Origin of the sequence: Psychromonas sp. (assembly GCF_047632995.1) — a bacterium.
Lineage (GTDB): Bacteria > Pseudomonadota > Gammaproteobacteria > Enterobacterales > Psychromonadaceae > Psychromonas.
In genome coordinates, this window is record NZ_JBLIEK010000039.1 from 21,784 (window position 1) to 30,924 (window position 9,141).

Annotated in this window: 9 protein-coding genes; 3 read left to right on the top strand and 6 right to left on the bottom strand. The window is 39.5% G+C overall.

The genetic code is table 11. From position 1 onward, the window contains the following. Positions 1-50: 50 nt before the first annotated feature. The 6 genes from ACJAT7_RS08905 to ACJAT7_RS08930 form a co-directional block, all read right to left on the bottom strand. The gene (locus tag ACJAT7_RS08905) at positions 51-1,232 is read right to left on the bottom strand and encodes a PLP-dependent aminotransferase family protein (RefSeq protein WP_415226449.1); all 1,182 of its coding nucleotides are present in this window, start codon (positions 1,230-1,232) and stop codon (positions 51-53) included. 276 nt (positions 1,233-1,508) lie between these two features. Then, on the bottom strand, positions 1,509-1,865 hold the full coding sequence (rplT, locus tag ACJAT7_RS08910) for a 50S ribosomal protein L20 (RefSeq protein ID WP_015464855.1): 357 nt from the start codon (positions 1,863-1,865) through the stop codon (positions 1,509-1,511). A 14-nt stretch (positions 1,866-1,879) separates the two neighbouring features. After that, positions 1,880-2,077, bottom strand: coding sequence for a 50S ribosomal protein L35 (gene rpmI / locus ACJAT7_RS08915; RefSeq protein ID WP_415226450.1), 198 nt, complete (start codon positions 2,075-2,077; stop codon positions 1,880-1,882). A 100-nt stretch (positions 2,078-2,177) separates the two neighbouring features. Then, a complete protein-coding gene (gene infC / locus ACJAT7_RS08920) occupies positions 2,178-2,735 on the bottom strand; it encodes a translation initiation factor IF-3 (protein WP_415226451.1) in 558 nt (185 codons plus the stop codon). A 5-nt stretch (positions 2,736-2,740) separates the two neighbouring features. Then, complete coding sequence (gene thrS / locus ACJAT7_RS08925; RefSeq protein ID WP_415226452.1) at positions 2,741-4,648, bottom strand: threonine--tRNA ligase; 1,908 nt, start codon at positions 4,646-4,648, stop codon at positions 2,741-2,743. A gap of 147 nt (positions 4,649-4,795) precedes the next feature. Beyond that, positions 4,796-5,053, bottom strand: a complete 258-nt coding sequence (locus ACJAT7_RS08930) for a YebG family protein (protein ID WP_415226453.1) — start codon at positions 5,051-5,053, stop codon at positions 4,796-4,798. A 137-nt stretch (positions 5,054-5,190) separates the two neighbouring features. Here ACJAT7_RS08930 and ACJAT7_RS08935 point away from each other — a divergent pair, with 137 nt between their 5' ends. Genes ACJAT7_RS08935 through ACJAT7_RS08945 form a run of 3 tightly spaced genes read left to right on the top strand, consistent with a single transcriptional unit; the run spans position 5,191 to position 9,074 of the window. After that, positions 5,191-5,784, top strand: coding sequence for a paraquat-inducible protein A (locus ACJAT7_RS08935; protein WP_415226454.1), 594 nt, complete (start codon positions 5,191-5,193; stop codon positions 5,782-5,784). Beyond that, a complete protein-coding gene (locus tag ACJAT7_RS08940) occupies positions 5,777-6,406 on the top strand; it encodes a paraquat-inducible protein A (protein ID WP_415226455.1) in 630 nt (209 codons plus the stop codon). Before ACJAT7_RS08935 ends, ACJAT7_RS08940 begins: the two co-directional genes overlap by 8 nt. Further along, on the top strand, positions 6,399-9,074 hold the full coding sequence (locus ACJAT7_RS08945; protein WP_415226456.1) for an MlaD family protein: 2,676 nt from the start codon (positions 6,399-6,401) through the stop codon (positions 9,072-9,074). Before ACJAT7_RS08940 ends, ACJAT7_RS08945 begins: the two co-directional genes overlap by 8 nt. Positions 9,075-9,141 lie beyond the last annotated feature (67 nt).

The following is a 9,141-nucleotide window of genomic DNA, read 5'->3' on the forward strand; positions in this document are numbered from 1 at the left end:
AAAAAGCCAATCATAAGATTGGCTTTTTATAAAAACAATAGAGGACTTTTTTAGTTATCAAGCAACTCATGCAGTACTTTGCCTAAGCGTTTAATTCCCTCTTCAATAATATCGGGATCAACACTTGAGAAGTTAAGACGCAATGTATTTAAACCGCGTTTTTCTACATAGAAAGGGTCGCCAGGTACAAAAGCAACTTTATATTTGAGTGCTTTATCAAATAGTTCAGTTGCAGACATCCCTTCAGGTAAGGTTACCCACAAAAACATTCCACCTTCAGGATTGATATAACTAACTTGCTCAGGGAAACAACGTTTGATTGCATTTTCCATGACCTGTTTCTGGTGACCATACACAGCAATAATTTTTTTAATGTGTGCCTGTAAATCATTATCTTGCAAAAATCGATGCAATACTCGCTGGCAAAAATAGTTGGTGTGTAAATCCCCGGCCTGCTTGGCAATAACCAGTTTATCCATTAACGCTTTTGGCGCGGTAATCCAACCTAAACGAAATGAGGGAACCACTGTTTTCGAAAAAGAGCCTAATAAAATAGTTTGATCGGGCAATAACGCTTTAAAAGATTGTTTTTCTTCACCAGAAAATCGTAGATCGCCGTATGGGTTATCTTCAATTAACAATATCTTTTTGTTCAATAGGCAATCTGCAACAGCCCGGCGGTTTTCATCTGTATATGAAATACCCGATGGATTCTGAAAATTAGGCACCGTATACATCAGTTTTGCATTGCTGGTTTTTAGCGTTTCTTTTAATGCGTCAATATCCATACCGTCTTGGTGAACAGGTACTGAATTAAATACCGCTGAGTAGACTTCGAATGCTTGAATCGCACCTAAATAACCAGGCTCTTCAATTAACACCTGATCGCCTTCATTGAGCAATACTTTGCCAAGCAGATCCAGACCTTGCTGGGAGCCATTGGTTATCAGTATTTCATCAACACTTATCTGTAACCCTTTGCGCTTATAGTCTGCAGCAATCATTTCCCGCAGTGGCAGATAACCTTCTGTACTGCTGTATTGTAAAATGTCTTTACCATCTTCATTAAAGAGATCATTCGTTGCTTTCTGTAGTGCTTGCACCGGAAACAGATCACGATTAGGCAGTCCGCCTGCAAATGAAATGATCTCGGGATCCATTGCAACCTTGAGAATCTCGCGAATGAAAGAGGGGGCAACCCCGGAGATGCGATTTGAAAAAAGCTCGTTCATAAAATTATCCATAATAACAATTATTAAATTATTGCAAAAATGCGACTAACATTTTCTGCTATTAAAAAAATAACAAGGTTTATCAATATATCTATTAAATTAGTTAACTCTCAGTATATAAATTAGTTAGCTATCAGTATACAACTTTCAATTATCTAATTTAATGGGTATTTTCCCACCAAGCTGAACATTCTAATTTTAATTTTAATTTCAGATATAAAAAAAGGAGACATATTGTCTCCTTTTAAAAATCTAATTACTCATCAAACAGAGTGATTAAGCAAGTGCTTTTTTAGCTACTTCAACTAAATGAGCAAATGTTGCTTTATCAAATACTGCGATGTCAGCAAGGATCTTACGATCAATCTCAACAGAAGCCTTTTTCAGACCATTGATGAAACGGCTGTAAGATAGACCGCTAATACGAGATGCAGCGTTAATACGTGCAATCCATAGTTGACGGAATACACGTTTACGTTGACGACGGTCACGGTAAGCGTATTGGCCTGCTTTAGTTACTGCTTGAACCGCTACGCGATAAACACGTGAACGAGCTCCGTAATAACCTTTAGCTTGTTTTAATACTTTCTTGTGACGGGCACGAGCCTGTACACCACGTTTTACTCTTGGCATTTAATACTCCTTACTTAAGCAAATGGCAACATTCTGCGGATTTGTGGTACGTCTACTTTAGCTACCATGCTTTGTGCGCGCAGGTGGCGTTTACGTTTAGTAGACTTCTTAGTAAGGATATGACGTAAGTGTGATTGCTTACGCTTAAAACCGCCAGAAGCAGTTTTTTTAAAGCGCTTTGCAGCACCTTTGTCAGTTTTTAGTTTAGGCATTGCGAACTCCGCATTGTTCTAATTTAAGTTAAACCAGTAAGGCGAATGTCTATACCGCTGCATAATTAATATGCCACGGTATATAACACTACTTTATGCCTTAGCTAGCACGTTTAGGGCCTAACACCATAACCATTTGACGACCTTCCATTTTAGGGAAAGATTCGACAACAGATATCTCAGCCAAATCGCTTTTAATACGATTCAATAAAGCTATCCCGATGGATTGATGTGCCATTTCACGACCACGATAACGCAGTGTTACTTTAGCTTTATTACCCTCTGTAAGAAAGCGAATCAGGTTGCGTAGTTTTACCTGATAATCGCCCTCGTCAGTTCCAGGACGGAATTTTATTTCCTTCAGCTGAACCTGAACTTGCTTTTTCCGTTGTTCTTTAACGGATTTGCTCTTCTCATAGAGAAATTTGCCATAATTCATGATGCGGCATACTGGTGGTTCAGCATTTGGGCTGATCTCAACCAAATCAAGATTCTGCTCAAATGCCATATTTTTTGCATCTTCTAAAGAAACAACACCAATTGGTTTGCCTTCAGAGTCAGATAAACGCACTTCCGTTCCTGTGATCTCTTCATTCAAACGATGTTTATTGCCCGTTTGAGGGGCTTTTTTTACACCTTTTATAACAAATTCCTCCATAATGATTATTGACGTGTAATGATTTCTTCTTTTATGTAAGTTACAAAGTCTTCAACTTTAAACTTACCTAAATCATCACCTTTACGTGTTCTTACTGCCACTTCATTTGCTTCGACTTCTTGATCGCCAACAACAAGTAAATAGGGAACACGTTTTAATGTATGTTCGCGGATTTTAAAGCCTATCTTCTCATTTCTCAAGTCCGAAATAGCTCTAATACCCGATTTTTTCAATTTATTTACGATTTCTTGAACAAAATCAGATTGTTTATCCGTAATATTCATAACTACCACCTGTTGAGGTGATAACCAGGTCGGAAAAATGCCCGCATACTCTTCAATCAGGATACCGATAAAGCGCTCAAGTGAGCCTAAAATTGCACGGTGGATCATTACCGGAGTATGGCGCTCGTTATCTTCGCCAATAAATGAGGCATCTAAACGTCCCGGCATAGAAAAATCGAGCTGGATTGTACCACACTGCCAAGCACGGCCCAAGCAATCATATAGTGTAAATTCAATCTTAGGTCCGTAAAAAGCGCCTTCACCCGGTAATAGATCAAATTTGATATCATTGCTAGTTAATGCTTCGGAGAGTGCAGCTTCTGCTTTATCCCATGTTGCATCATCACCTACTCGTTGATCCGGACGTGTTGATAATTTAACCTCAATATCGTCAAAGCCAAATGTTTTGTAACATTCAAAGACAATCTGAATACAAGTAGATACCTCAGCAAGAATCTGCTCTTCTGTACAGAATACATGTGCATCATCCTGAGTAAAACTGCGCACACGCATTAAGCCATGCAGTGAGCCCGATGGCTCATTACGGTGACAAGAGCCAAATTCAGCCATACGCAGCGGCAAGTCACGGTAAGATTTAAGACCTTGGTTAAATATTTGAATATGACCCGGACAGTTCATCGGCTTAATAGCATAATCGCGGCTTTCCGAACTGGTCGTGAACATATTATCTTTGTATTTACCCCAGTGACCCGACTTTTCCCAAAGTGCACGATCTAGAATCTGTGGTGCTTTTACTTCCTGATAGTCATAAACACCAAGCAACTCGCGCATATAGTTTTCTAATTCACGAATGATAATCCAACCATTGTTATGCCAGAACACCATGCCAGGCGCTTCTTCTTGCATATGGTACAGATCTAACTGTTTACCAATTTTGCGGTGATCACGTTTCGCCGCTTCTTCAAGACGCTTTAAATAGGCTTGAAGTTGTTTTTTATCAGCCCATGCTGTGCCATAGATCCGTTGCAGCATCTTATTGTCGGAATTACCGCGCCAATAGGCACCCGCAACTTTCATTAATTTAAAATACTGACAGAATTTCATCATCGGGACATGAGGACCACGACACATATCGATATATTCTTCATGATGATATAAGCCAGGGCGATCATCTGCATGAATTCCTTCAAGGATCTCTAATTTATAATCTTCACCGCGCTCTTTAAAAACCGCTTTAGCTTCTTCTACCGACACCTTTTGCTTAATCACTTTGTAATTAGTTTTCACTAATTGATTCATGCGTTTTTCAATTTTTGCCAGCTCTTCATCATTGATTGCGACATCTACATCAATATCATAATAAAAGCCGTTTTCAATCGTCGGTCCGATTGCCATTTTTGCGTTTGGGTATAACTGCTTAATAGCATGCCCTAAAAGATGTGCACATGAGTGACGTAATATTTCTAAACCTTGGTCATCTTTAGCGGTAATAATTGCAACATTAACGTCTTTATCAATGGGATCACAAGCATCTACCAATTGGCCATCAACGCGACCTGCGATACAAGCCTTAGCAAGACCTGGACCAATGTCCGCTGCAATGTCCATAATAGAGGTAGTGTTTTCAAATTGACGTTGATTACCGTCGGGGAGTGTAATAATCGGCATGCTATTTTCCTCACAGTGATGCTTCCAACCAAAAAGCATATGTCTTGATATAAATAAAGCACGCATTTTAAAGCAATAACAGCCACATGAAAAGCGCCAATTTACTGATTCCAAAAGTGACTTTATATCAGCTCTAATTGCGCGGAACTATTCTTGTGAATTATTCACGGCATCAAATGCATTCCCCTTAAAGATGCTTTGCATTACTTCTTTATTACTTGCCAAGTATAACCCGAGTTCATCTAACTGCTCATCATCCAGCGTGACGGAACTGGCGCCTAAAAAAGCGGCAAATTGATCTGCGCTGTCTAACATTTTATCGTAAGCGTCGGCTTCTTTTTTGCTGGTAAAGGTCATTTTCTCGACACCTTTTCTTTCTACAATGTATTTTATAATTACTGCCACGGCGGCCTCTTTAAACTAATATTTAGCTAGGTTTGATGCATGTTTTTTTATACAGTAAAATATTTACAGTATAAATGCAACTTTTGTTAAAATTTGCTATCTTCTACGTAAATGATTTATACACATGACCGAAGCGAATGAAAACAATCATCTGTCGCCATTGTGATATGGTTTCACACGTGCCGAACATACCCAGTGGCTATGTAGTAAAATGCATCCGCTGTGACAGCGTAATATATAAAAAAAGTTGGTGTAACCCCTCCGGTTTACTTGCCATGTGTTTAACTGCGCTTATTCTTCTCGTACCTGCTTTTTATTATCCCTTAATATCCACCCATTTACTCGGTATCACTGAAGGAACAAATTTATTGCAAGGTGCGCTAATGATGATAGATAACGCGCCCGTGGTTGCATTTGTTGTACTGTTTTGCGCGGTTATTGCGCCAACATTATTAATCAGCAGCATTGCGCTAAGCAGTGCCTGCTTAGCCTTTAATTATCACCCGAGCTATTTGCCAAAAATTTTGAAAATCACCTATTTTATTAGACACTGGTCAATGCTGGAGGTCTATATGGTGAGCCTGATGGTTGCCATTTTTAAACTGATGAATGATGTCGATCTCTATTTTGGCGTAGGTTTTTATTTCTTTATTGCGCTTTTGTTACTTAATCTAACGATTATCAGTAATTACAACCATCATAGTTATTGGGAAAAATATATAAATGAATAAACTAGCGGTTGCAGGTAAAACAGGCAAGATGCAAGGCCTGCAGCTGTGCAAGCTTTGCGGCAATTATAGCCAGCAAATAGTGCATCCGAGACAATGCCCTGTCTGCCTAAATGAAATATCACAACGGCAAAAAAACAGTTTACAAAAAACCTGGGCATTATTAATTACTTCAATAATTTTTATTTTTCCCGCTAATTTATATCCAATCACCTATTTGATTAAAAACAACAAGCTTTACCCTGACACTATTTTTTCGGGTATATTAAGCCTTGTTGACAGTGGAATGCTGGGCATTGCCCTGATCGTTTTCATCGCATCAATTGTAGTGCCGTTTGTAAAGATAATTACACTCACGATTATTGTACTCTCGGTACAATATAGATGGAATGTGGACCCTAAAAAGCAACTCTTTGCATTTTATTTAATTGACTGGATTGGTAAGTGGTCGATCCTGGATCTGTTTGTCATTTCAATCATGGTTGCCGTTTTCGATAAAGGCCACCTGCTATCTGTTTACCCAGGTATCGCCGCCACTTCATTTACTCTGGTTGTAATTACCACCCTATTTGCCGCCAGCAGTTTTGACACACGTTTAATTTGGGATGCTCAGACCGATGAATAACAACTTTTCAGATAATCAGGCTAAAATCGAAAAAACGCATTCCCTTTCTCCTATCTGGTTTTTACCTTTTATTGCCGCACTACTTGGTGCATGGATAGTATTTCAACATATTACACATGCGAATGTAGAGATTAAAATACATTTTGAAAATGCAGAAAGCATTATCATTGATAAAACCAAGATTCGCTACAAAGGGGTGATTGTAGGCACCGTTAAGAAAATCGAACTTGCTTCCAGCGGGGGCGTTAATGTGTTTGCTGAAATAGAATCCCACGCCACTTTTATGCTACGGGATAAAACGACATTTTGGCTTGTTTCACCTAAAGCAACGCTGACCTCCATTTCGGGTCTAGACACGCTATTCTCTGGCAGCTATATCAACTTACAGCCTGGCGAAGGGGAGAATACGACTGCCTTTAATGCGCTCAGCGAACAACCTATCAGCATCCCGGATAATGCTCAGTTAATTAACTTAACAAGCGCGAGCGCCCACTCAATCAGTGTAGGGACGCCTCTTTTCTTTAAGAAAATCCAAGTGGGTGAAGTGGCACAGGTGCGCCTCAGTAAGAACGGGGAAGCTGTTAATATAAAAGCCTTTATTGACACAAAACACAGTCACTTGATTAAAAAAGAGAGCAAATTTTGGAATATTAGCGGCTTAAATGCGAATATTTCCCGGGCGGGTATTGAGTTTAAACTTGATAGCCTCTCTTCATTAATTGCCGGCGGCATAACATTTAGTTCCCCACAGCATGGCACAGCTATCACAGCAACCCCTGAATTTACATTATTTGGAAGTCTCGATCAAACAGAGATGGGGCTAGCCATTGAGCTGACCTTAAATAAGATAACCAACCTGCCCCAAGGTGCAGGCATTTTATTTAAAGGGCACGGTATTGGACGTATCACTGATATTCAATACTCAATAGAAAAACAACAGTTTGTAGCCAATGCAGTGATAAATCCACAATTTAGTGAAATGATCACTGAAGGCGCACAATTCTGGTTAGAAAAAACGTCAATTTCATTTTCTAAAATAGCAAATTTAAGCAATATAATTACCGGGGATTATATCGCTTTTTCTCCCGCACCATCAGCAACGGACCGCGCTAAAAAATCAACGAGCTTTGTGGTGCAAGAGACACAACCGCAGAGAGTGCCTGTATTGCCTTTAATCTTGTTAGCAGAAGATGCCTCTGGGCTAAATCAGGGAGATCCAATTTCCTATCAAGGTATTGAAATAGGCCAAATTAGTCAGTTAAATTTATCAGAGAGTGGCCGCTTTATAGAAACGGCTATTCATATCAACCATCAGTACAAATACCTGATCGATAAAAACAGTCAGTTTTATTTGCTCAGTGGTGTCAATTTCAATGTTTCATTAAAAGGGCTTAACCTACAAACAGCCCCCCTTGAAAATATGATTTCCGGGGGGATTGCTTTATATAATTCACGCCCAATTAAAAAATCTACGGTAACCAATATTATCAGCGAAAATCACAGATTTAGGCTCTATCCTTCAAAAGAGATGGCGAAATTAGGTAAAGGCGTTTTCAATGAGCCCGTAACTGTTTCACTCTTAAGTAAACAACTGCCTTCCGTTAGCGAAGGATCGCCTCTCTATTACCATAAATTCCCCATTGGAGAGGTCGCTTCATTTTCTATCGACGACTCTAGCTTAATGCGTACAAATTTAACTATCAAGGGTCAATATAAACACCTTATTACCAACAACAGTGTGTTTTGGAACATCAGTGGAATTAATGTAGATGCAGGGTTATCGGGCATTAAAATTCAAACTGATTCTTTACTGGCCATAGCCACTGGAGGAATTGCTGTTGATTTTGCCCCGGACAATAAAAGCAATCTATATAAGAATGGTTTATATCGGCTATTTGACAACGTTCAACAAGCAACCCAACCACTGCAAACTATCAGTATTATCTTTGAACAAGCTTATGACCTAAAAATTGGTAGCAAGTTAAGGCTCAAAGGATTGGTCATTGGTGAAATAAAAGAATTATCGCTGACAAAAGAGAATAAAGTTCAAGCTATAGCCGAACTGCAAGCGCCGTTTGCCAACCAAGTCGCAACACAAGGCAGCCGTTTTTGGATTATTCGCAGTGAACTCTCTTTATCTGGCGCAAAAAACTTATCAACCCTTATTACAGGTGTTTATCTGAATGTACTACCGGGTAGTGGCGATGCCAAAAATATATTTATTGGGGAAAGCAAGGCGCCAACTCTCGCATTAAAAAACCAGGGCACTCCCTTTATATTAATTGCAGATAATGCCGGCTCAACAGATATCGGTAGCCCGGTTTATCACCGCCAAATTAAGATTGGGGAAGTTATAGATAAGCAATTATCCGATAATGCTTCCGGCGTAGAGATCACTGTCAATATTTACCCGCAATACGCTCATTTGATTAGAGAAAACTCCATCTTCTGGCCTGCTTCTGGTTTTAATTTAGATGTCGGCATTACTGGCGCAACCTTAACATCCACATCACTGACCTCCTTAATTAAGGGCGGAATCAGTATGAGCACCAGCGATAGTCAACCTTTACAGCCACTCAGCGATGCGTATACTCATTTTCAACTAAAAAAAGAGTTGGATGACAGGTGGCTGGAATGGAAACTAGTCATACCGAAACCGCAGATTTAGATTATCAAAACAGATACCGCACACTTTTTGGTGTGCGTTTTTTTAAGGATCAACAATGGATAGCAAC

Coding starts and splice junctions, on each gene's coding strand:
- rpmI (WP_415226450.1), bottom strand. CDS start 2,077: ATGCCTAAACTAAAAACTGACAAAGGTGCTGCAAAGCGCTTTAAAAAA.
- infC (WP_415226451.1), bottom strand. CDS start 2,735: ATGGAGGAATTTGTTATAAAAGGTGTAAAAAAAGCCCCTCAAACGGGC.
- ACJAT7_RS08940 (WP_415226455.1), top strand. CDS start 5,777: ATGAATAAACTAGCGGTTGCAGGTAAAACAGGCAAGATGCAAGGCCTG.
- thrS (WP_415226452.1), bottom strand. CDS start 4,648: ATGCCGATTATTACACTCCCCGACGGTAATCAACGTCAATTTGAAAAC.
- ACJAT7_RS08935 (WP_415226454.1), top strand. CDS start 5,191: ATGAAAACAATCATCTGTCGCCATTGTGATATGGTTTCACACGTGCCG.
- ACJAT7_RS08945 (WP_415226456.1), top strand. CDS start 6,399: ATGAATAACAACTTTTCAGATAATCAGGCTAAAATCGAAAAAACGCAT.
- ACJAT7_RS08905 (WP_415226449.1), bottom strand. CDS start 1,232: ATGAACGAGCTTTTTTCAAATCGCATCTCCGGGGTTGCCCCCTCTTTC.
- rplT (WP_015464855.1), bottom strand. CDS start 1,865: ATGCCAAGAGTAAAACGTGGTGTACAGGCTCGTGCCCGTCACAAGAAA.